This is a genomic window from Sphingomonas citricola (assembly GCF_019429535.1).
In the GTDB taxonomy this organism is placed as follows: domain Bacteria; phylum Pseudomonadota; class Alphaproteobacteria; order Sphingomonadales; family Sphingomonadaceae; genus Sphingomonas; species Sphingomonas citricola.
Window position 1 is genome coordinate 280,300 of the sequence record NZ_JAHXZM010000002.1, and the last position, 19,699, is coordinate 299,998.

At 69.1% G+C, this 19,699-nt stretch carries 22 protein-coding genes; 10 read left to right on the forward strand and 12 right to left on the reverse strand.

Annotation, left to right across the window (positions count from 1 at the left end; translation table 11 throughout):
* Positions 1-107 precede the first annotated feature (107 nt).
* A complete protein-coding gene (locus KZ810_RS05195) occupies positions 108-1,703 on the forward strand; it encodes an isocitrate lyase (RefSeq protein ID WP_219767941.1) in 1,596 nt (531 codons plus the stop codon).
* 243 nt (positions 1,704-1,946) lie between these two features.
* Complete coding sequence (locus KZ810_RS05200; protein WP_219767942.1) at positions 1,947-2,309, forward strand: hypothetical protein; 363 nt, start codon at positions 1,947-1,949, stop codon at positions 2,307-2,309.
* Between the two features lie 41 nt (positions 2,310-2,350).
* Here the strand turns inward: KZ810_RS05200 and KZ810_RS05205 are convergent, their stop codons facing one another.
* Complete coding sequence (locus KZ810_RS05205) at positions 2,351-2,800, reverse strand: MarR family winged helix-turn-helix transcriptional regulator (protein ID WP_219767943.1); 450 nt, start codon at positions 2,798-2,800, stop codon at positions 2,351-2,353.
* Between the two features lie 146 nt (positions 2,801-2,946).
* On the opposite strand from KZ810_RS05205, the gene KZ810_RS05210 reads away from it, so the two are divergent.
* Together KZ810_RS05210 and KZ810_RS05215 are read left to right on the forward strand one after the other, a co-directional pair.
* A complete protein-coding gene (locus KZ810_RS05210) occupies positions 2,947-3,372 on the forward strand; it encodes an organic hydroperoxide resistance protein (RefSeq protein ID WP_219767944.1) in 426 nt (141 codons plus the stop codon).
* A 157-nt stretch (positions 3,373-3,529) separates the two neighbouring features.
* Positions 3,530-4,021, forward strand: a complete 492-nt coding sequence (locus tag KZ810_RS05215) for a nucleoside deaminase (RefSeq protein ID WP_219767945.1) — start codon at positions 3,530-3,532, stop codon at positions 4,019-4,021.
* 61 nt (positions 4,022-4,082) lie between these two features.
* Here the strand turns inward: KZ810_RS05215 and KZ810_RS05220 are convergent, their stop codons facing one another.
* From KZ810_RS05220 to KZ810_RS05250, 7 genes are all read right to left on the reverse strand, one after another.
* On the reverse strand, positions 4,083-7,283 hold the full coding sequence (locus KZ810_RS05220; RefSeq protein ID WP_219767946.1) for a TRCF domain-containing protein: 3,201 nt from the start codon (positions 7,281-7,283) through the stop codon (positions 4,083-4,085).
* 146 nt (positions 7,284-7,429) lie between these two features.
* The gene (locus tag KZ810_RS05225; RefSeq protein WP_219767947.1) at positions 7,430-7,894 is read right to left on the reverse strand and encodes a hypothetical protein; all 465 of its coding nucleotides are present in this window, start codon (positions 7,892-7,894) and stop codon (positions 7,430-7,432) included.
* Between the two features lie 72 nt (positions 7,895-7,966).
* Positions 7,967-8,359, reverse strand: a complete 393-nt coding sequence (locus tag KZ810_RS05230; protein ID WP_219767948.1) for a PepSY domain-containing protein — start codon at positions 8,357-8,359, stop codon at positions 7,967-7,969.
* A 34-nt stretch (positions 8,360-8,393) separates the two neighbouring features.
* Positions 8,394-9,590, reverse strand: coding sequence for an acetyl-CoA C-acyltransferase (locus tag KZ810_RS05235; RefSeq protein ID WP_219767949.1), 1,197 nt, complete (start codon positions 9,588-9,590; stop codon positions 8,394-8,396).
* 63 nt (positions 9,591-9,653) lie between these two features.
* A complete protein-coding gene (locus KZ810_RS05240) occupies positions 9,654-9,848 on the reverse strand; it encodes a hypothetical protein (RefSeq protein WP_219767950.1) in 195 nt (64 codons plus the stop codon).
* Between the two features lie 84 nt (positions 9,849-9,932).
* A complete protein-coding gene (locus KZ810_RS05245) occupies positions 9,933-10,673 on the reverse strand; it encodes a phosphocholine cytidylyltransferase family protein (protein WP_219767951.1) in 741 nt (246 codons plus the stop codon).
* A 29-nt stretch (positions 10,674-10,702) separates the two neighbouring features.
* A complete protein-coding gene (locus KZ810_RS05250; RefSeq protein WP_219767952.1) occupies positions 10,703-11,812 on the reverse strand; it encodes an inositol-3-phosphate synthase in 1,110 nt (369 codons plus the stop codon).
* Positions 11,813-11,938: 126 nt separating this feature from the next.
* Here KZ810_RS05250 and KZ810_RS05255 point away from each other — a divergent pair, with 126 nt between their 5' ends.
* Positions 11,939-12,805 carry a CDP-alcohol phosphatidyltransferase family protein gene (locus tag KZ810_RS05255; RefSeq protein ID WP_219767953.1) on the forward strand — a complete coding sequence of 289 codons (867 nt, stop codon included), beginning with the start codon at positions 11,939-11,941 and terminating at the stop codon, positions 12,803-12,805.
* Positions 12,806-12,903: 98 nt separating this feature from the next.
* Positions 12,904-13,437, forward strand: coding sequence for a superoxide dismutase family protein (locus KZ810_RS05260; protein WP_219767954.1), 534 nt, complete (start codon positions 12,904-12,906; stop codon positions 13,435-13,437).
* 62 nt (positions 13,438-13,499) lie between these two features.
* Here KZ810_RS05260 and KZ810_RS05265 read toward each other — a convergent pair whose 3' ends face one another.
* On the reverse strand, positions 13,500-15,101 hold the full coding sequence (locus KZ810_RS05265) for a spinster family MFS transporter (RefSeq protein WP_258044466.1): 1,602 nt from the start codon (positions 15,099-15,101) through the stop codon (positions 13,500-13,502).
* 34 nt (positions 15,102-15,135) lie between these two features.
* Positions 15,136-15,696: an RNA 2',3'-cyclic phosphodiesterase gene (thpR, locus tag KZ810_RS05270; RefSeq protein ID WP_219767955.1), complete on the reverse strand. Its 561-nt coding sequence runs from the start codon at positions 15,694-15,696 to the stop codon at positions 15,136-15,138.
* A gap of 175 nt (positions 15,697-15,871) precedes the next feature.
* Between thpR and KZ810_RS05275 the strand changes: the two genes are divergently transcribed.
* The 4 genes from KZ810_RS05275 (at position 15,872) to KZ810_RS05290 (ending at position 18,657) form a co-directional block, all read left to right on the forward strand.
* The gene (locus tag KZ810_RS05275) at positions 15,872-16,609 is read left to right on the forward strand and encodes a Bax inhibitor-1/YccA family protein (protein ID WP_219767956.1); all 738 of its coding nucleotides are present in this window, start codon (positions 15,872-15,874) and stop codon (positions 16,607-16,609) included.
* Positions 16,610-16,691: 82 nt separating this feature from the next.
* Complete coding sequence (locus tag KZ810_RS05280) at positions 16,692-17,468, forward strand: transglutaminase-like domain-containing protein (RefSeq protein ID WP_219767957.1); 777 nt, start codon at positions 16,692-16,694, stop codon at positions 17,466-17,468.
* Between the two features lie 67 nt (positions 17,469-17,535).
* Complete coding sequence (locus KZ810_RS05285; protein ID WP_219767958.1) at positions 17,536-17,841, forward strand: hypothetical protein; 306 nt, start codon at positions 17,536-17,538, stop codon at positions 17,839-17,841.
* A 264-nt stretch (positions 17,842-18,105) separates the two neighbouring features.
* A complete protein-coding gene (locus KZ810_RS05290) occupies positions 18,106-18,657 on the forward strand; it encodes a hypothetical protein (RefSeq protein WP_219767959.1) in 552 nt (183 codons plus the stop codon).
* A 4-nt stretch (positions 18,658-18,661) separates the two neighbouring features.
* Here KZ810_RS05290 and KZ810_RS05295 read toward each other — a convergent pair whose 3' ends face one another.
* Positions 18,662-18,946, reverse strand: coding sequence for a barstar family protein (locus KZ810_RS05295; RefSeq protein WP_219767960.1), 285 nt, complete (start codon positions 18,944-18,946; stop codon positions 18,662-18,664).
* Entirely contained in the window at positions 18,943-19,689 is a 747-nt protein-coding gene (locus KZ810_RS05300) for an extensin-like domain-containing protein (RefSeq protein WP_373369144.1), read from the reverse strand. Before KZ810_RS05300 ends, KZ810_RS05295 begins: the two co-directional genes overlap by 4 nt.
* Positions 19,690-19,699: the final 10 nt, after the last annotated feature.

Sequence of the window (19,699 nt, forward strand, 5' to 3'; positions counted from 1 at the left end):
GGCGACACAGTTCCTGGGGAGGAAAGGTGGTGTGCCGGCGCGGGGGTTCTCGCGTCGGCGGCCATTTCCACGCGCCCCGACCACACGACGAGATGAGGGGATACGCCATGACCTACCAGGACCACACCAGCCAGATCGGCCAGCTGATCCGCAGCAAGAGCGGCACCTGGGACGGCATCGACGCCGAGGCGGTCGCGCGGATGCGGTTGCAGAACCGATTCAACACCGGGCTCGACATCGCGAAATATACTGCCGGCATCATGCGCCGCGACATGGCCGCCTACGACGCCGATCCGGCGAACTACACCCAGTCGTTGGGGTGCTGGCACGGGTTCATCGGGCAGCAGAAGCTCATCAGTATCAAGAAGCATTTTGGCACCACCAAGGGCCGCTACCTCTATCTCTCCGGCTGGATGGTCGCGGCACTCCGCAGCGATTTCGGGCCGCTGCCCGACCAGTCGATGCACGAGAAGACCAGCGTCCCCGCGCTGATCGAGGAGCTCTACACCTTCCTCAAGCAGGCGGACGCGCGCGAACTGGGCATGATGTTCCGCGAGCTGGACAAGGCGCGCGAGGCGGGCAACGAGATCGAGGCGCAGCGCCTGATCCACGCGATCGATAACTATGAAACGCACGTCGTGCCGATCATCGCCGACATCGACGCGGGCTTCGGCAATGCCGAGGCGACCTATCTGCTCGCGAAGAAGATGATCGAGGCGGGCGCCTGCGCGCTCCAGATCGAGAACCAGGTCAGCGACGAGAAGCAGTGCGGCCACCAGGACGGCAAGGTCACGGTGCCCCACGACGACTTCCTCGCGAAGGTCCGCGCCTGCCGCTACGCGTTCCTCGAACTGGGCGTCGACGACGGGATCATCGTCACGCGCACCGACTCGCTCGGCGCCGGCCTCACCAAGCAGATCGCCTTCTCGAAGGAGCCGGGCGACATCGGCGACCAGTATAACAGCTTCCTCGACGCCGAGGAGATCACCGATCTGTCGAGCGTGAACGGCGACGTCATCATAAACCGCGACGGGAAGCTGATGCGCCCCAAGCGGCTGCCCTCCAACCTGTTCCAGTTCCGCGAAGGGACGGGGGCCGACCGCTGCGTGCTCGACTGCATCACCTCGCTCCAGCACGGCGCCGACCTGCTGTGGATCGAGACGGAGAAGCCGCACATCGAGCAGATCGCGTCGATGGTCGATCGCATCCGCGAGGTCGTGCCCAACGCCAAGCTCGTCTACAACAATTCGCCGAGCTTCAACTGGACGCTCAATTTCCGCCAGCAGGTGTTCGACGCCTGGGTCGACGTGGGGCGCGACGTCTCGGCCTATGACCGCGCACGCCTGATGAGCGTCGACTATGACGACACCGAGCTCGCCGCACAGGCGGACGAGCGCATCCGCACCTTCCAGAAGGACGCGGCCGCGCGCGCCGGTATCTTCCATCACCTGATCACGCTGCCGACCTATCACACCGCAGCGCTCTCCACCGACAATCTCGCCAAGGAGTATTTCGGCGAGGCGGGGATGCTCGGCTACGTCAAGGGCGTGCAGCGGCGCGAGATTCGCGAGGGGATCGCCTGCGTCAAGCATCAGAACATGTCGGGCTCCGACATCGGCGACGATCACAAGGAATATTTCGCGGGCGAAGCGGCACTCAAGGCCGGCGGCGCGCATAATACGATGAATCAGTTCGCAGCCTGACGGTGGACGAGAGGGGAGCAGTCCGCCGCCGGAACGCAGTGGTTTGTAACGGGTCCGCTGCCTGACCCGCCCCCCACCTCGGGCAGCGTACACACCCGCGTCGGGCGACCGGCGCGGGTGTTCTCATCGCGGTGCGCGGGAACGCCAAACATGTACTTCGCCCTACAATCGGGTTCAGCCTGGGTGCCGAACGCAGTGGCTAGGCGTTGGGCATCCCGTTCATCGGGCAAAGGAGAACGACCCATGAAGCTGCCTCGCATCATCGCCGCCGCCGGTCTGGTCATCGCCAGCCTGGGCGTGTCCGCCACCGCCGACGCGCAGGGGCCGCGCGGCGACCGCCACCACGACGATCGTGGTCCGGGGCGCGATCACGGTCGCGGACCCGGCTTCGATCGCGGACCCGGCTTCGATCGCGGACCCGGGCGCGGTCCTGAGCATCGCGACTATCGTGGCCATCATCGCGGCCCCGACGCGCGCCGCGACCGCTATTATGGCCGTCACGACCGCTACGATCGCGACCACCGCCGCTACGGCTACAATGGCTATGGCAACAGCCGCTGCCGCGTCGTGTGGCGCAACCATCGCCAAGTCCGCGTCTGCCGCTGACGGCATAATGGCGTGCGGGCGGGCGAAGACCTGCCCGTGCGTTACCCGCGCGGGGGCGTGCCCCCCGCCTGCAATGCGTCGCGCATCGCCTGCACCTGCCGGTTGAGCTGCTCGAAATCGGCGAACGACATGCCGGAGCGCGCCGACAAGGTTTCGGCGAGACACCCGCATTCCTCGCGCAGCGCGCGACCGCGCTCGCTCAGCCGGACCTGCACCTGACGTTCGTCCGCCGGGTTGCGCGTGCGCGTCATCAATCCCGCGGTTTCCATCCGCTTGACCAGGGGGGTCACCGTGCTCGATTCGAGCGACAGCCGCTCCGCAATCTGCCCGATCGTGCGCGCGTTCTCCTCCCACAAGGCGTGCAGCACCAGATATTGCGGGTAGGTGATGCCGAGCGCGTCGAGCTGGGGCTTGTACGCGCGATTGATTGCCATCGACGTTGCGTAGAGCGAGAAACAGAGCTGCTGGTCGAGCGGCAGGGGGGCGGACATGGGGCGGGCTCCAATGCCGGCGGATATGCCCGGCGTGTGAACCATATCGCGATAAACAAAGCGGTGGACAAGCCCGGACCGCGCACCTACCTAAACGTTATCGCGATACACGATGTCGCGTCCAGCAACGTACCAGGAGCACGATCATGGCAGTTGACGTCAAATACGCGACCAAGGCGACCGCGACCGGGGGCCGCGACGGCCACGCGCGCAGCGAGGACGGGGTGCTCGACGTCAAGCTGTCGACCCCGAAGGAGCTGGGCGGCGCGGGCGGCGACGGCGCCAACCCCGAGCAGTTGTTCGCAGCGGGCTATTCGGCGTGCTTCATCGGCGCATTGAAGGCGGCCGGCGCGCAGATGAAGGTCAAGGTACCCGCCGACACCAAGGTGACTGCGACCGTGGGTATCGGACCGCGTTCAGAGGGCGGGTTCGGGATCACTGCCGACCTTCTCGTCGACCTGCCCGGGCTGGAGCGTGACGAGGCGCAGAAGCTGGTTGATGCGGCGCACCAGATCTGCCCGTATTCGAACGCCACGCGCGGCAATCTGGACGTCGGCCTGACGCTCGCCTGACACACACGCGAGCATCCGAACCGAACGCGACGCGCCTCTGCCGCCCCCCGGCAGGGGCGCGTCTGCGTTCGTGGTTGCATCGCTTTCGTGGCCGGTGTCACGCGGCCTGCGCGTCTTTACGCCCGCCCGCTCGTTGGGTGGCGCGAAGGGATGATGCATGACCGAGGATGACGAACGCTGGATGCGCATGGCGCTCGACGTCGCGCGATCGAAGGGGTCTGACCCGTCGACCTCGCCGCTCGGCTGCGTGATCGTCCGCGACGGGCAGGTGCTCGCGGCCGAGCGCAACCAGACGCACGAATTGCCCGACGCGACCGCGCACGCCGAGATGATGGCGATCCGCCGGGCGTGCGAGAGCTTGGGCGAACTGGAACTCCGCGGCGCGACGCTGTACTCGACGCTGCAACCGTGCGGGATGTGCACGATGGCGTCGATCTGGTCCAAGGTCGGTCGCGTCGTCTACGGTGCCGAAGGGGCCGACGTTCACCCGATGTATTTCGAGGCGCACGGCGTCGATACGCTCGCGTTCGTCACCCACGCCTACCGCGACGACATCACAATCGAGGGTGGTTGCCTGCGCGAGGAATGTGCGCAGCTATATTACGGCCCCGACGCGGACCTGCCCGAAGAGGAACAGGCGAACCTCTGACGACCGGTGCGGCCTGATTAATCGCAAAGGCGGTGATGGCGCGCGCGGCGCCATCGCCGTCTCACGCCGCCAGTGCCGCCACCACCTCCTGCACCTTGGCCAGTCGTTCGTCGGCATCCTCGATCCGCTCGCGCAGGAGGTAGCGGCCGTTCTTCTCCTCCAGCGTGTCAGCCGCCAGCGTCACGCGCGGGCGCGGTTCGAGCGCGATCGCGGCGGGCCCGGCGACGATGCGCTGGATCTGCGCCGCCCTCGCCTCCGCACGCAGCCGCGCGACCGCGATCAGCGTGCGCGCCTCGTCGGGCATCGCCCCGAAACGATCCTCCAGTTCCTCCTCCAGCGCGTCGAGCGCCTCGGCGTCGTACAGTCGCGCTATCCGGCCGTAGATCGACACGCGCAATTCCTCGTCCGGGATCCACGTCTCGGGCAGGCATCCCTCGACGCCCAGTTGCAGCTCGGGCGTCCAGCGATCGGCCTCTTCGCCGCGCGCGCGGCGCAGTGCGTCCTCGAGCAGTTGTTGGTACAGGTCGATCCCGATCAGCTTCATGTGCCCCGCCTGCGTCTCGCCGAGCAAATCGCCGGCCCCACGCATGTCGAGATCGCGTGCGCTGATCGCGAACCCCGCGCCCAGCCGGTCGAATGCCTCCAGCGTGCGCAGCCGCTTCAACGTCCGCGGCGCGATGTCATGGTCCGGTTCGGTGAACAACAACACCTGTCCGCGCCGGTTGCCGCGCCCGACCCGCCCGCGCAGCTGGTGCAGTTGCGACAGCCCGAACCGGTCGGCGCGCCAGATCACCATCGTGTTCGCGCGCGGCACGTCTAGCCCGGCCTCGATGATGTTGGTCGCGAGCAGCACGTCGCCGTCGCCGCGCCCGAACGCGACCATCGCATTGTCGATCTCGCTCGACAGCATCTTGCCGTGTGCCTGGAGCAGCTCGAGTTCGGGGACCAGTCGCTCGAGCTTCTCGGCGAGCGGCGCCATGTCCTCGATCCGCGGCACGACGACGAAGCTCTGCCCGCCGCGCGCCTTTTCGCGCAGCAGCGCGGCCCTCATCACCTCGGCGTCGAAGCTCGCGACGGCGGTGCGGATCGGCTGGCGGCGGGCAGGGGGTGTCGCGATGACCGAGAGTTGTTGCAACCCGACCAGCGCGGATTGCAGCGTGCGCGGGATCGGCGTCGCCGACAGCGACAACACGTGCCCCGCCGACAGGTCGCGCAGATGCTGCTTGTCCGCGGCGCCGAACCGCTGCTCCTCGTCGATGATGACGAGCGACAGGTTGGCATATTCCACGCCCTTGCCCGCCACCGCACCGGTGCCGACGACGACGTGGATGCTGCCGTCGGCGAGCCCTGCCTTCACCCGTTTCTTCTCCGCCGCGGTCGACAGCCGCGACAGCCCTGCGACCACCACGTCGGTCCCCTCGAACCGCGTCGCGAAGCTTTCCAGATGCTGGCGCGCGAGCACGGTGGTGGGGGCCGCGATCGCGACCTGCCCGCCCGCGAGCGCGGCGAGCGCGGCCGCGCGCAACGCGACCTCGGTCTTGCCGTAGCCGACGTCACCGATCACCAGCCGGTCCATCGGTTTGCCCGACGCAAGATCGGCGCGCACAGCCTCGATCGCGCGCGCCTGGTCTGCGGTTTCGGTGAAGGGAAAACCCGCGGCAAAGCGTTCATAGGCGGCGCTGTCGGGGTCGAGCACCGGTGCGTCTCGCGCGCCGCGTTCTTTTGCCAGCTCGGTCAGCGCCGCCGCGTCCTTGGCGATCGTCTGTTCGATCTCGCCACGGCGTTTCTGCCAGCTCGACCCGTCGAGCTTGTCGAGCGTGACCGCATCGGCTTCCGCACCGTAGCGCCAAATGCGATCGGCCTCGGCGACCGGCACCAGCCGCGTCGCCTCCCCGGCATAGGTCAGCTTGATCGCGTCGCCCGCGACGCTTCCGGCGCCGCTGGCCTCGTCGCGGGTCATGCGCTCCAGCCCCGCGACGACACCGATGCCGTGTTCCTCGTGCACCACGACGTCGCCGACGCGGATCTCGCCGAAGTCGAACAGCGCATTGTCGGCCGGCCCGGTCGAGGTCGTGTCGCGCTCGGCGCGACTGCCAAGCAGGTCGGCGGCCGCGACCGCCAGCACGCCCGCGCGACGAAAGCCGCGATCGGTCGCCATCTCCAGCAGCACGAACGCGTCGTCCTTCGCCGCCGTCACCTCGGCCCAGGAGGCGACCTGTTCGGGTTCGCGCTTCACCGCCTTGGCGATGCGACGGCGAAGGAAGCGCAGGTCGCGCGTGCTGCCCATCAGAACGACGCGTGTGCCAGCATCCCATGCCGCGCGCGCGGCCTTGGCGAAGGCGCGCAGCGGCGCATTCTGCTCGACGAAGCGCGGCGGCAGGTCGCCCGCGCGCTCGATCGTCGCCTGATCGGCGGCGCCGCGTGCCTTTTCCCACGCCGCGGCGTCGATCACTTCCTTCAATGCGCGTCGGGGACGGCGTTTCTCCGCATCCGCCGACAGCGCGAGGAAGCGTTGCCGCCGCTCGTCGGCCGCCGCACCGATCACGACGCGCGCGCCGGGCAGGTGATCGAGCAGCGTGGTGCGCTCTTTCCCCAGCTTCGGCTCGGATACGCGGCCGAGTTCGCGACGCTCGATCTCGCCGACCGTCCGCTGGTCGGCGGGATCGTAGCAGCGCAGGCTGGCGATCTTGCCCTCGGCCACCTCGACCCGCAGCGGCAGGTCGGCGTCGGCGGGGAAGACGTCGAGCACCGCACCGCGCAGTGCGACCTCGCCGGGTTCGTCGACGCGTTCGTCGGCGAGATAGCCGAGTTCGAGCAGGCGTTCGGACAGTTCGCCCAGGTCGATCGTCGCACCCAAAGTGACGACCGGCGGCGCCGCCTCGAATTCGGCGGGTGGGGGATAGGCCCGCGCGAGCGCCTCACCGGTGGTGACGCACGCAATCCGGGCGCGCTTCTTCTTCGCGGTCATCAGCCGCAATTGCCGCAGCGCTGAGACGCGCTGCCCGACGTTGGCGGGCGAGGCGGGGGCATCGTCGCCCGGCAGGGCGTCGCTTCCGGGACAGAAGAGCACGCACGCATCGGGTGCGGCGGCGGCGAGCGCGTGCGCGATCGCGATCCCGCGCGCTTCGTCGACCGCGGCGATCAGCACGTCGCCGTCCGTCAGCAACTCCGCGGTTGCTGCCGCGATTTCGCCCGTCTCGAGCGTCGGCGCGGCCGGCGTGCTGCCGATCAAGGTGGCGGGAGCGGACGCGTCGTCGGACATAGGTTGTTGTATTCCCGCTCGAAGTGAGCCGCGCGAACGGTTGGGAAAGAAGCGCGGTTCCGTCGGTCGGTGGGGATGACGGGTGCAAAACTACCGGTGCTCGGATGCGATCACCCGCGCGGTTGCGGGCGGTCGATGCGGGTCGATCAGCCGATCCGATCGAGCAGCGCGATGCGCGCCCGGTCCTTCGCTCGACCGAACCGTACGAACATCGCGCGTAGTTCAGCACGCTCGGGGACGAAGATGGTAGCCGGGCCGATCGTCACCGCTTCGCGCGTCTGCGGCGCCACCGGACGCCAGATCCCGTCCCCCTCACGCAACCAAAAATCCGCCATGAATTCGACGACGAGCGGAGGGCGTGTCCAGCGGGCGAACATCGCCGAGCGGAAGCGCGGATGGTCGCCGGGTGGCAGCGGCGCAATGCCCAGGCGGGGAAACAGCCGCCGCGCGTCATCGGCGCTCAGGATCACGTTGACGTCGGCGACGGTGATCGGCCGCGCGCCATGGATGGCCGCGGCGGCACTGGCGATCACCCACCACCGATCGCGCGCGTCATGCAGAACCGAGGCAGTCGCGACGAGCGTTTCATGGAGCGGCTCGCCGAGCGACAAGCCGGATTGGACGGTGTTCACGACGACCGCGACATTCGAACGACCGGTGCCGCCGACGCTCGGCTAGGCGCTTCAGCGTTGCGGCTGGCCGGTCGTCGCGCCGCCCGACAGCGTCGGGCTCTCGCCGGTGCTGTCCTCGTCGAACGCCTCGCCCGCATTGCCGCCGCCCGCGCCGCTGCCGCTACCGTAGACCGCGCCGGTCGCCGGGTCGAACGACGCGCGCTGACCATTGTCGGGGGGGACGGGCGCGTCGTCGGGGACGCGCTCACCCGGGCGCGCGGCGACCGTACCCGACGGGCGTTCGGCACCCATCGCGCGCTCGTCCGCCGCGCTATAGCCCTCGCCGGTATAGCCAGAGGCGCGGTTGAACGGCTTGGGCGCGTGCGAGCGTTCGGGGTCGACCTCGGCATGGTCGAACGGGGCGTTCGCGTCGCGTCCGTCGGTGTTGCGCAGCTTGTCAGTCATGCCGGTTGAACGCGCCGCCCGCCCAGCCGATCCGTCAGACGATCTCGAACAGCCCCGCCGCACCCATGCCGCCCGCGGTGCACATCGAGACGACGACGTAGCGGACGCCGCGCTTGCGCCCCTCGATCAGCGCGTGGCCGACCAGCCGGCTGCCCGTCATCCCGAACGGATGCCCGACCGCGATCGCGCCGCCGTTGACGTTATACTTGTCGGGATCGATGCCCAGGTGATCGCGGCAGTAGAGGCATTGCGACGCGAATGCCTCGTTCAACTCCCACAACCCGATGTCACCGACCGACAGCCCGGCGCGCTCCAGTAGTTTCGGGATCGCGAAGACGGGGCCGATCCCCATCTCGTCGGGCTCGCACCCCGCGGCCTGGAAGCCGCGGTAGATGCCAAGAATGTCCTTGCCCTCGGCCTCGGCGGTCGCGCGGTCCATCACGATCTGCGCGGCGGCGCCGTCGGACAATTGGCTCGCATTGCCCGCGGTCACGTTGCCGCCGGGCCCGGTGAACTCGCCGCCCGCCCACACGGTCTTCAGCGCGCCGAGCGCCTCGACGGTCGTGCCGGCGCGAATACCCTCGTCCTGCCCGATGGTCACGGTTTCGCTACCGGTCCTGTTGCCCGCCTTGTCCAGAATCGCCTTCTCGACCGTGATCGGCACGATCTCCTCGGCGAACGCACCCGTTTCGAGCCCGCGCGCGGCGCGCTGCTGGCTCATCGCGGCATATTCGTCCTGCGCGGCGCGCGTGATGCCGTAGCGTTCGGCGACGATCTCGGCGGTCTCGATCATTGGGATATAGGCGGCGGGCACCTTTTCGGTGACGCTCTGGTTGACGAAGCGCGGCGCGTCTTTGTTGACGGTGTAGCTGATCGACTCCATCCCGCCCGCCAGCGCGACGTCGATGTCGCCTGCGATGATCGAGCGCGCGGCGAGTGCGACCGCGGTCAACCCCGAGCCGCACTTGCGGTCGAGCGTGAACCCCGGCACCGAATGCGGCAATGCGCCCGCGAAGATAGCCATCCGCCCGGCGTTCCCGCCCTGCGTGCCCCATTGATTGCCGATGCCCCAGAACACGTCGTCGATCCGCTCAGGGTCGATCCCCGCGCGCTCCACCGCGGCGTTCATCACGTGGCCGGCGAGTACCGGCGCCTCGGTCGCGTTGAACGCGCCGCGATACGCCTTGCCGATCGCGGTTCGGGCGGTGGATACGATAGCGGCTTCGCGCATGGGGGCTCTCCTCGGGGTTTGCCCCTGCCTAGATCGCGGACCCGCCGCCCGCAATCGGTCGCGCTATCGCGTGGCGGCGGCGCGCTCGCGTTCGGCGGCGAGTGCCATCGCCTGCGCGGAGCCGGTCGCGGGTTTGACCCGCACCGCAGGCTCGCGTTGCGCGAGTGTCAGGTAAAGCACGCCCGCGATCAGGATCGCGAGCACGGCGAGCACGGGCCAGCCGGAAAAGGTGCGGGTACGGGGTTCGCGTCGGTTCATGGTGGTGGCCTCGGACTGGATCAGCCACTCAATCGCCGCCGTCGTTGCAGCGTTCCGGCCGCAACGGTTACATATTCTTGCTGATCAGGCGGCCAGCCCGGGCGCGCCCGCGGCGAGCGCGTCCTCGGCCTGCGCGAGGGCGCGCGGATCGTCGACGTCGAGCCACCACGCGTCGCCCACGTCGACGATGCGCGCCGCGCCGTCTCGCGCCAGCGCCTCGACGCCCGCGGAGATCGAACCCGACCCGCCCGCATCGATCGAACGGCGCAGCGCGTCATGGAAACGCCCGTCGACCGCGAACACGCCGGTATCGTAGCAATCGTAGTCGGGCAGGTGCTTGCCGATCGCGACGATCCGCGTGCCGTGCTCGTCGCGCGCGGTGCGCACCCGCGTGACGTCGTCGAGATCGACCAGCGGGTTGTCCAGCCGGCGGTCGATCCCCAGCACCAGCGGCGCGGCGGGCGACGCGATCACCCGCGCGACGAGTGCGGGATCGAACAGGTGATCCGCCATCATCAGCAGGTGCCGCTGAGCCCCGACGCGCGCGGCACCGCTCAGCACCGAATGGCCGTTCGGGCGCGACCAGTCGTCGGTGCGCACGCAGTCGATCGACAGCCCGCCGGCGAGCGCGGTCCGCGCCAGATGCGCCTCCAGCGCGTCGCCCTCGTGACCCGTCACAACGGTGAACGCACGGGCGCCGCCCTCACGCGCCGCCAGGATGACGCGCTCGATCAGCGGGATGCCCGCGACCGGCGTCAGCGGCTTCGACGGGGAAACCGCGCGCAGCCGGCTGCCGAAGCCGGCGGCGACGATCACGGCGTGCACGGGCGCGATCCTGGCGTGAAGGTTCGAGCTTACTCGGCCGCGATGCGGGCTTCGTGACCGGCGATGAACTCGTCGGTCATCTGCGCCGCGACGTCGTCGGTCACCTGCTCGGGCGGGTGCTTGCAGAAGAACGCCGACGGGCCGGCGAGCGCGCCGCCGACCTTGCGGTCGAGGCCGAGCTTCACGCAGCGGATCGCGTCGACGACCACCGCCGCGCTGTTGGGCGAATCCTCGACCGACAGGCGCAGTTCGAGGTTCATCGGCACGCCGCCGAACAGATCGCCCTCGAGGCGGAGGAAGCACAGCTTGTTGTCGCCGAGCCACGGAATATAGTCCGACGGCCCGACGTGGATATTCTCGTCCGCCAGACGCTCGGCGATCACCGCCTGCACCGCCTCGGTCTTCGACTCCTTCTTGCTCGCCAGCCGGTTGCGGTCGAGCATGTTCATGAAGTCGGTGTTGCCACCAGTGTTGAGCTGGTACGTGTGATCGATCGTCACGCCGCGCTGGCCGAACAGGTTGGAGAGCACGCGGTGGACGATCGTCGCACCGACCTGCGCCTTCACGTCGTCACCGATGATCGGGAGACCCGCGTCGGCGAACTTCTTTTCCCATTCCGGACGCGAGGCGATGAACACCGGCATGCAGTTGACGACGCCCAGGCCAGCCTCGAGCGCGCATTCCATGTAGAATTCGGTCGCTTCCTGGCTGCCGACCGGCAGGAAGTTGACCAGGATCTCCGCGCCCGAACGCTTCAGCTCGGCGACGATCTCCGCCTTTTCGGCGTCGCGCGTGTCGTTGATCTCGAACCCGCGGTCGTTCGCGGCGGTCAGCATGTGCGGGGCAACGCCGTCGAGCTTCGCGCCCATCTTCACGATCGTGCCGGTCTTGGGCACGTCGGCGTGGAACACCTTGGTGCAGTTCGGCTTGGCGAAGATCGCCTCGCCCAGGTCGAGACCGACCTTGCGGCTGTCGACGTCGAACGCCGCGACGAACTCCATGTCGCCGACCTTGTAGCCGCCGATATCCTCGTGGATCAGGCCGCTGGCGGTGTTGCTGCCGGTATAATGGTACTTGCCCTGCACCAGACTGCTGGCGCAATTGCCGACACCGATAACCGCGACCTTGATGGTATTCATTGATCCCCACTTGCCGGGCATGTCCGGCACAAGACAGAAAATTTGCCGCTTCGTGACAGAACCGTTGCGGCTGTCAAGCAAAGGGTGATCGTACACCATCGCGGCCGCGCCTGCACGAGGGAAAGCGTGGACGAATTTCGACCCACTGTGGCGGGAAAGCCGCGGGAACTGCAAGGTTTTCTGAACGCGGCGATCTACCATCCGATCGCGGGGGCGCTCGCGCGCGCGCTGGTCCCGACGCCCGTCACGCCCAACATGGTGTCGGTGTTCGGCGCGGTGATGGTAGTCGCCGCGGGCGTCTTCTACACGCTGATCGGCGGCGCGTGGGGGATCGCGATCGGTTTCCTGCTGCACCTGTCGTGGCACGTCGTCGACGGCGCGGACGGAATGCTCGCGCGGTTGTCGGGGCGCGCATCGCCGCGCGGCGAGGTGGTCGACGGCATGTGCGACTATTTCGGGCACGGCATCCTCTACGCGCTGCTCGCTGCGCAGCTCGACGGGTCGATCGGCTGGGTCGCGTGGGCGATCGCGGTCGGGGCGGGGGTGTCGCGCGCGGTGCAGTCGGTCTATGCCGAGAGTGCGCGGCGCAGCTATCAATGGTGGGTCTACGACGTGCCGTGGCTGCAGAACCAGCGCACGCCGCAGCCGGGGCTCGGCGGGGCGCTGTCGCGCGCGTATCTGTGGGCGTGGAACCGCATGTCGGGTGCGACCAGCCGCGTCGACGCACTGGTCGTCGGCGCCGCGCACGACGCGCCCGAGCGTCGTCGGATCGCCGACCTCGCCCGCGCCGCGGGGACGCGCACGCTGCCGGTGCTCGCAATTATCGGTGCCAATCCGCGCACGATCCTGCTCGGGCTGAGCATGATCGCGGGGTCGCCCTTGTGGTTCTTCTTGACCGAGCTGGTCTTGCTCAACCTCGTCCTCGCGTTAGCGATCGCGCAGGGCGCCGCCAGCGCGCGCCGGATCGTCGCGCTGGTCGCGCGGGGACGCTGAATCGACGCGTGAGAGCGCGTGTGGGAACGCCGGGGCCGGCGACCCGTTTCGCTCGCGATCCGGTTTCAACGCGATTCCGTTACAACAGGGAGAAGATGATGCGGCTGGCATTGATGATCGCGGCGGGCACGACGCTCGCGCTCGGCGCGTGCGCGCGCGAGGAGATGGCGACGGGCACGCCGATGGCGGGCGGCGCGAAGGCGGTGGCGAGCCTGCGCACCGCCGACGGCACCGACGTGGGTCGCGCGACCGCGACCGAGGTCGCGGGCGGGCTGCGCTTCACGGTCGACGGCATGTCGATGCCGGTCGGGACGCACGGCGTTCACGTCCACGCGGTCGGCCGTTGCGACGCGCCCGCCTTCACCACCGCGGGCGGTCACTGGAACCCGACGGGGCGCAAGCATGGCTCGATGAACCCGCAGGGCCCACATGAGGGCGACCTGCCCAATCTCGTGGTCGACTCGGGCGGGCGCGGCACGATCGGCGCGACGATCCCCGGCGCGACGATGGCGAGCCTGCTCGACGCCGATGGTGCGGCGTTCATCGTCCATGCCAAGGCGGACGACCTGATGACCGATCCGTCGGGCAATTCGGGCGATCGTATCGCCTGCGGCGTGTTCCAGCCCGCCTGAGGCGGCGCGTCGGTCGCGGGGGGACGGGGCGGCAGTGGCCCGTCCCCTGCCACATCCTGCGACTAGACGATTTCCCCCGCCGCGCGTGCGCGCTCCTCGCGGGTCCGCTCGGCGGCGGGGACCAGGCGATAGGCGGCGATCGCGGCGGTGAGCGTGATCGGCACCGTCAACAACAGCGACAGCATGCCGGTCGAGAGGCTCCCCGTCAGCGTCGACACCCGCCCGGCGAGATACGGCCCGAGCGCGAGGCCAAGGAGCGTCGTGCCGATGAAGAAGGTCGCGGTCGCCGCTCCGCGCATCCGCGGCAGCACGAGATCCTGCGTCGTCGCCGCCGCCGATCCGAGCGCGAGGCTGGCAAAGAACTGCGCCGCGAACAGGCAGGGGTAAAGGACCGCGGGCGAGCCGGTGGTGAAGCCGAGCGCCAGGAACGGCACCGGCAGCGCCGCGCCCGCGATCACCATCACCAGCCGCCCCGCGGGATTGCGCTGCCGCAACCGGTCGCCCACCACGCCACCGACGGTCACGCCCAGGAACCCCGACAAGGCGCCGACGCCGCCGAGGATCAGCCCCGCCACCGCCGGCTCGACCCCCAGCACGCGCATCGCATAGGGCGCGGCCCAGAAACTCGCGGCGTAGCTGAGGAATGCGTTCAGGCCGTAGGCGACGACGGTGCAGACGAACGCGGGCGTGCCGACGATCAGCGCGAAGGTCGCCGGATCGCGCCGCTTGAGCGCGCAGGCCCACGAAAAGACGGCATAGCATCCGGTCCCGACCGCGATCCACTGCGGCGCGGGCTCGCCCGCCGCGAGCAGGACGGTGACGGCTACCACGACGACGCCGAGCCCGAGCAAATTGACCAGCAGCGCGCGCGGCCCCCCGCGCAGCGCGCCGATCAGCGTCAGCGGCGGCAGGATCGTCACCAGTTCGTCAAAAAAGGCGCGGAAGGGCGCGGGATGTGCCTCGGGCTCGGGCAATCCTTCCACCGCGCCACGGATCGGCTCGCGCAGCGTCGCGATCCAGATCGCGAGCACCAGCCCCGGCAGACCGACCGCGAGGAACGCCGCCTGCCACCCGACGAGCCCGAGCGGCCCGCCCGCGGGATAGGCCGCATTCCAGCGCTGCACGATCGCGCCGCCGATGAACAGCGAGCAGCCCCCGCCGACGTAGATTCCCGCCGAGTAGATTGACAGCGCGGTCGCGCGCAGTTTCTTGGGAAAATAATCCGAGATCAGCGAATAGGCCGAGGGGGAGGCGGTCGCCTCGCCGACACCGACGCCGATCCGTGCCGCGGTCAGTTGCGCGCCCGACGCGGAGAAACCCGACAGCGCGGTCATCGTCGACCACAGCCCGAGCCCGATCGTCATCAACCGCACACGCGACCAGCTGTCGGCCAATCGCCCGAGCGGGATACCGAACAGCGAATAGAACACGCCGAACGCGGTGCCGTAGAGGAAGCCCAGATCCTCGTCCTGCAGGTGAAGGTCGCGCTTGATGTCCTCCGCCAGGATCGAAATCACCTGCCGGTCGACGAAATTCAGGATGTAGACGACGAACAGCAGCGCGAGCACGTACCAGGCGTAGCCGGTCGCACGCGCGTCGCTCGGGCGCAGATCGTCCGCGACCGCCGGCCCGCCTGCCGTCTGCGTGGCTCGTGTCGCTGCCATCCCCGTCCCCTTCACCTATCCCTGGACGGCGAGCCTAGCGGGCGTCGTCGCCAGGCGCCAGCGGCCAGCGCACGACCGGTTCGTAGCGCGCGCCATCGTGACCGAGGTGGCTTTCGTACAGGATCAGGTGCGGCAGCGTGAACGTCGCCGTCTTCAGCGCAGCGTGGTCGGCGACCCAGCGCGCGATCGCGCCCGCGTCGCTGCTCGATCGTCCAAAGCGTGCCAGCGTCAGATGCGGCAGGTAGCGCCGCTCGTCGCGCGCCACCCCGGCGCGCGCCAGCGCCTGATCGACCTTGCGGTGGAGCGCCGCGAGCGGCTCGGCGGGCACGATCCGCGCCCAAAGCGTGTCGACGCGCCCGCGGCGATCGAACGTGCCGACCCCGTCGACGCGTGCCTCGATCACCGGGGCTGATACCGCCGCCAGCGCGGCGGCGATGTCCTCCGCCTGCGGCCGCTCGACCTCGCCGATGAAGCGCAGCGTGACGTGCAACTGCTCCTCGTCCTGCCACCGCGCGCCGGGCAGTTCGTCCATCACGTCGACGAGCGCGTCGCGGATGTCGGGGGGCGGGCGCAGCGCGACGAACAGGCGGTGCATCGACCCTCCCAGAATTCCATGACCGCCGACCGCGACCCGATGCCGCGACGAACACGTGTAACGAACAATTGCTCCGCCGCGCGCTAACCATCCGGCTCGCTTGAAAAGGGATCGCCCGCGCGCAATATCGGTTGGTGATCCGGCGCTTCATGCCGGACGAAGGAGCGAATTGACAATGGCAAACTGGTCGGACCCCCGGTCCTCTACCGCCCGCTTCGGGGCGGGGCAGGCCGGTACGCGGGATGCCGCCCACGACGCGGGTCTCCGGTCGTACATGCTGTCTGTTTACAACTACATGACCTCGGGCGTGCTGCTGACGGGTATCGTCGCGCTGGCGTTCGCGCTGTCGGGCTACGCCGCCGCGGTGTTTCAGACGCCGCTCAAGTGGGTGATCGTGCTCGCGCCGCTCGCCTTCGTATTCGCGATGAGCTTCGGGCAAAACCGCTTCAGCTCGGGCCAGCTGCGCGCGATGTTCTGGGGTTTCGCAGTCGCGATGGGGCTGTCGCTGTCGACGATCTTCCTCGTCTACTCGCCGGTCGCGATCGCGCAGGCGTTCTTCGCGACCGCCGCGGGCTTCGCGGCGCTCAGCCTCTACGGCTACACCACCAAGCGTGACTTGTCAGCGTTCGGCACGTTCCTGATCATCGGTCTGGTCGGCCTGATCGTCGCCAGCCTGATCAACATGTTCGTGAACTCTGGCCCGCTCGGCCTGGTCATCTCGCTGGTCGGCGTGCTGCTCTTCGCCGGGCTCACCGCCTATGACACGCAGCGGACGAAGAGCATGTATTTCCAGGTCGCCGGTCACGGTGAACTGGTGTCGAAGGCAGTGGTGCTCGCCGCGCTGACGCTGTATCTCGACTTCATCAACATGTTCCTGTTTATCCTGCGTCTGTTCGGCTCCGGCCGCGACTGATCGCGATCGAGCGACGGAACAAGCGACACGGGCTCGGCGGTTTCGCCGGGCCCGTTTCCGTTCAGCGAAAGACCCTCCGCGCGTGCGCCTCTCGATCGACGCCTTTCTCGATTACGGCTTTCCCGAGCGCGCCGACGTGCTGCTCCAGATCGAGGCGGCGGCGCTGCCCGACCAGCGGCTCGAAGAACAATCGCTTATCATCGAGAGCGACAATCCGATCCGCGCGGTGGCGGGCGAGGAGGGGATCGGCCAGCGCACCTGGGCGACCGCCGAGCACCGCCTGGTCGCGCATTATCGCGCGGTGGTGCGGATCGACCGCGCCACGCCGTCGCTCGCCGCGATGCCGCACACCCCCGCGGCGCTGCTGCCGCCGCAGACGATCCCCTATCTGCTGCCGAGCCGTTACTGCGAGTCGCACCGTTTCGACCATTTCCTGCGCCGCACGTTCGCGGGGCTGCGCGGCGGCGATCTGGCGGTCGCGCTGACCGAGTGGGTGCGCACCAACCTCGACTATGACGGCGCGGGCAGCGACGGGCGTACCGGCGCGCTCGATACCTTCGCCGAGCGGCGCGGTGTCTGCCGTGATTTCGCGCACCTGCTCGTCGCGCTCGCGCGCGCGGGCGAGATCCCGGCGCGCTGCGTCGCGGCCTATGCGCCGGGCGTCGAGCCGCCCGATTTCCATGCGGTGGTCGAATTGTGGCTGGGCGGCGCGTGGCGGCTGGTTGACCCGACCGGCATGGCGCATCCCGACGAGATCGCGCGCGTCTGCGTCGGGCGCGACGCGACCGACATTGCGTTCATGACAATCTTCGGCAGCGCCTGGCTCCAGCAGCAGCGCGTGACGGTGACCCGCCTCTGAGCGCGTGGCGCAGGAACAGGCACGCCCGCTCGTCGTTGATGTGCCGAAACAGTCAATGGAGGTTCAGGTGTCCGATAACCCGATCGACGATCGCGCGCTCGACAGCATGTCGGTGGCCCCCGACGAGGGCACGCAGGCGGGCAATGCCGGCGGCAGCAAGGACGCGCGCCAGGATGCCGGCCAGGACAAGATGATCACCAAGCGGCTGCAGAAGGACCCGTCGAACGAGGACGCCAAGCTCGACGAGGGGCTGGACGAATCGATGGACGCGTCGGACCCAATTTCCTCGACGATCCCCGGCCGCAAGGACGAGCCGCCGGCGTCGTCGGGCTTCGACGCGGCGGAAGAGGCCGAGCGTCAGCGCGACGCCTGATCATCTCCGTACGATGCGAAGAAGAGGGGGCCGGCGCTACGTCGGCCCTTTCTCGTTGGGGCGTGCGACCATAGACACGCTGTTGCCGGCAAGACGCACCTATCGTAACAAAAGATAAGTTGTGCCTCGTCCTGCCGCATTCATGTTGCGCTGCGGCATCGTCCGTGATGAATTTATGACGCGGCGCACCCACCGTTAAGGCTGGCGTTAACCATCCTAGCGCATGATGCTCCGCATGGCATGGTGATCGGGCGGGGTTGGGCGATGAGCGCGAGGATGAAGCCGGCGGAAGGTGCGATGACGCTGGCGGAGATGAAGGAGTTCGCGAGCTTTCCGGCGGCGACGCAGCGCTACATCCGCCGCAGCCTCGATGTCGGGCTCGAGCGGCAGGACGCGATGCTGCGCTGGTCGCGCGACGTGGTCGAGGCGGCATCGATCCGTACGCAGGCGCGCCATTATCGCCGGCTCGCCGACTTGCGCGCAGCCGTGCCCGACGACAGCGGGCTCGACGCGGTGGAGCCGTTCCTCGGTCCGCTCGTCGTCACCTCGGCGTTCGATCTGGGGCAGGGGCGGTTGCTCAGCTTCTCGGCCTATCGCTTCCTCTACGAGCGGCTGATCGGCGCGCGCGTGCGGCCGTGGCTGCCCGCGGCGTTCTGCTCGGCAGCCGCCCTGCCGCACCTCCACCCCGAACTGCGCCGCAAGCTGTTGCAGTCGATCAGCGAGGCGGCGGCGACCGCGTCGGGCTGGTCGTCGCGTCAGCCCGCTTTCTACCCGCACTGGGTCGAGAAGGTCGACGCGGGCGTGCCGCTCCACTGATTGCTCACGCGATCACCAGTCGCGCGTCGATGCCGTATTGCGCGCGCGCGTCGTCGAAGACGGTGACGAGCCGCGGCAGATAGGCGCGCACCGCCTCGCTCGCCGATGCGGTGTCGCGGATCGTCACGACGAGCGGCAGCGCGACGCGGTAATGCCCCGCGACCAGGGCATCGTAGACCGCGTCGAGGTTCGGCCCGTGCCAGTCGGGGGCGCCGAGCGCGGGCAGCAGCGCGGCGTAGATGTCGCGAAACTCCCGCCAGCCGCGCGCGTCGAGCGTGATCGCGTTCACCGGCACGCGCGCCATCCCGCCGCGCCGCGGTTCGCCTGGTCGAGGTGGAAGTGATCGCGGTGCGCGGCGTTATAGTCGGGCGACAGCACCGTCGCGAACAACCGGCACGCGCCGTCGCGCACCTCGCGCAGGAACGCCGCATCCTGCCGCGCTGCCTCGCTGTCCCCACCGGTCCAGTCGCGCACCACCGTCACGCGTCGCCCGTCCGCCATGCGGAACCCCGCGATGTCGACGGCGTCGGCGGTCGAATGATCGCTCCAATTGCCCGCGTCGCGCCCGTAGATGCGTCGGCACGAATAGCTGCCGAAATGGTCGATCGACGCGACGCGTGTCCCGAAATGTCGCTCTGCGGCGGGTTGCACCACGTCCCATTCCCATTTGGCGAGCGCCGCCGCGACCGGGCAGGCGATGCCGAGCCCCGCCGGCGCGTAGGCGATGTCACGCGCGCCGCCGCGCGTGAAGCGGACCGCGTCGTCGTATCCGCAGCGCGCGCCATCGTCGCGCGGCGGCAGCGCGGTGTAACGGACCCCGGCGCGATCGAGCAGCGCGCGGCAGGCGCCGGAATCCGTTGTGAGCGCGGTCAGCTTTCGCCCGGTGAACGCGCCGATCGGTTGCGACAGGTCGAGCGGCGTCCACGGCAGATCCTGCGGCCGCCCGCGCAGCACGCCCCAGGCGATCAGTGCGAGCAGCGCGATCACGCCAACGATCACCAAGGCACGCAGCGCGTGGCGCGCGCGGCGGATCGCGCGCACA

Excerpts from the sequence above, each read along its gene's own strand:
- KZ810_RS05260 (WP_219767954.1), top strand. The coding sequence starts at position 12,904 with ATGCGGCTGGCATTGATGATCGCGGCGGGCACGACGCTCGCGCTCGGC.
- KZ810_RS05240 (WP_219767950.1), bottom strand. The coding sequence starts at position 9,848 with ATGAACCGACGCGAACCCCGTACCCGCACCTTTTCCGGCTGGCCCGTG.
- KZ810_RS05275 (WP_219767956.1), top strand. The coding sequence starts at position 15,872 with ATGGCAAACTGGTCGGACCCCCGGTCCTCTACCGCCCGCTTCGGGGCG.
- KZ810_RS05265 (WP_258044466.1), bottom strand. The coding sequence starts at position 15,101 with ATGGCAGCGACACGAGCCACGCAGACGGCAGGCGGGCCGGCGGTCGCG.
- thpR (WP_219767955.1), bottom strand. The coding sequence starts at position 15,696 with ATGCACCGCCTGTTCGTCGCGCTGCGCCCGCCCCCCGACATCCGCGAC.
- KZ810_RS05220 (WP_219767946.1), bottom strand. The coding sequence starts at position 7,283 with ATGTCCGACGACGCGTCCGCTCCCGCCACCTTGATCGGCAGCACGCCG.
- KZ810_RS05195 (WP_219767941.1), top strand. The coding sequence starts at position 108 with ATGACCTACCAGGACCACACCAGCCAGATCGGCCAGCTGATCCGCAGC.
- KZ810_RS05205 (WP_219767943.1), bottom strand. The coding sequence starts at position 2,800 with ATGTCCGCCCCCCTGCCGCTCGACCAGCAGCTCTGTTTCTCGCTCTAC.
- KZ810_RS05230 (WP_219767948.1), bottom strand. The coding sequence starts at position 8,359 with ATGACTGACAAGCTGCGCAACACCGACGGACGCGACGCGAACGCCCCG.
- KZ810_RS05200 (WP_219767942.1), top strand. The coding sequence starts at position 1,947 with ATGAAGCTGCCTCGCATCATCGCCGCCGCCGGTCTGGTCATCGCCAGC.
- KZ810_RS05215 (WP_219767945.1), top strand. The coding sequence starts at position 3,530 with ATGACCGAGGATGACGAACGCTGGATGCGCATGGCGCTCGACGTCGCG.
- KZ810_RS05210 (WP_219767944.1), top strand. The coding sequence starts at position 2,947 with ATGGCAGTTGACGTCAAATACGCGACCAAGGCGACCGCGACCGGGGGC.
- KZ810_RS05250 (WP_219767952.1), bottom strand. The coding sequence starts at position 11,812 with ATGAATACCATCAAGGTCGCGGTTATCGGTGTCGGCAATTGCGCCAGC.
- KZ810_RS05235 (WP_219767949.1), bottom strand. The coding sequence starts at position 9,590 with ATGCGCGAAGCCGCTATCGTATCCACCGCCCGAACCGCGATCGGCAAG.
- KZ810_RS05290 (WP_219767959.1), top strand. The coding sequence starts at position 18,106 with ATGAGCGCGAGGATGAAGCCGGCGGAAGGTGCGATGACGCTGGCGGAG.